This window comes from Flavisolibacter ginsengiterrae DSM 18136 (assembly GCF_059568575.1).
On sequence record NZ_JCANTR010000064.1, the window covers coordinates 1 to 1,308 of the forward strand.

Genomic DNA, 1,308 nt, shown 5'->3' on the forward strand with positions numbered 1-1,308 from the left:
CCAACATAGTGAAATGTCACTTGTTTAGTCTCAATTTGAGGTATCAATGTGCCTTGATATCTATAGTAATTTAATTATTTAGCAAGATATGAGTCCCTTGCAGGAAACTCGCGGGCGAAGAGAATGCTATTCTTTCTTAAGCAACTCGTGAAGTGACTGTGCTTTTGCAAGAAGTTTTTTTGCTTCAAACCGCATAGTTTTATTAAATACTGTCAGCATATGGATCCTGTAATTCAACCGGAATTTTGTATCATCCGTTAAACGTATTGACGGCGAGCCATTCAGCCGCATCACATTATTGTCATCATCCCTCATACTGTTTAATACCATCCCGTCAAAAATGTTTTCTGCCACACCTCTGTAAGTTCGCATTATTTCCTCTTCATCATTTGTACCCCAAACAAATGCCCTTGTAGCTACATCATAAGAAATTATACTATCACTCACTGATGATTTTTGTATGAGCCTCAAATTGCCCCCATTTTTTAATTGCTGCATTGTTCCATCAACAGGAGTAAACCGAAAAGCCACGCCACGGGTTGCAAAAGAATTATAATAATACAAGTCATTAGTATGTTGCAGAGCCTGGTCGCTGCTTAATAACTTGATGAAAGAATCAAGCATCAAGGCTCGTTCATTTCTTAAAGTAATGATGGTTTGTAAGCGACTGATATCTGCTGAAAGGTCACTGGATAATGATTGTATGTATTTTTTTTCCCACTCATGTTCAGCAATATGTTCCCTTACATTTTCCGCGACAAAACCTAAGAATACTGCAAGGAAAAGCATGAAGAACTCTAGTAGATATTCCGCCCATTTCTTTTTATGCGTTACGTGGTGCGGATGTTTATGTACTTCCATATTTCCAATTTCTTGGTCTGTAATAATACTGTCGGTGTCATTAACAGAAATATTTTTGTCCGAAAGATTTTCCGATTGCGGAGTTGTCTGATTTTCTAAATTGTCGTCATCTATATTGTCTGCCATTTATATTTCTGTTACTTGGTCAAATTATTAGAGTGTTCGGTAGTATGACGCACAACGAGCAGGGCTTTATGCAGGTTGGGAATTGTTATTCGTCTGCCCGCAACCACTGCTGATTAAAAATATAAAGTTGAATTTAAGAACTAAAGTTCAAAGTTGTTTGTCCAGCCCGAACCACAGCCTGGCTTTGCAATTCGCTGATGTTTGCTGGTCATGCCCAACTTGCATAAAGCATTCATGTAAAAGAGTAGCTTACCCTTCTAAAATTCGGAGGTAAGTTATGAAACAACTCTTTATTGGTTTAGACGTCCACAAAAAAACTTG

1 protein-coding gene is annotated in these 1,308 nt (G+C 37.8%); it reads right to left on the minus strand.

The annotated features are described in order from the left end of the window. Positions 1–126 precede the first annotated feature (126 nt). Positions 127–987: a hypothetical protein gene (locus BP74_RS21640; protein ID WP_496377654.1), complete on the minus strand. Its 861-nt coding sequence runs from the start codon at positions 985–987 to the stop codon at positions 127–129. Between the last annotated feature and the right edge of the window lie 321 nt (positions 988–1,308).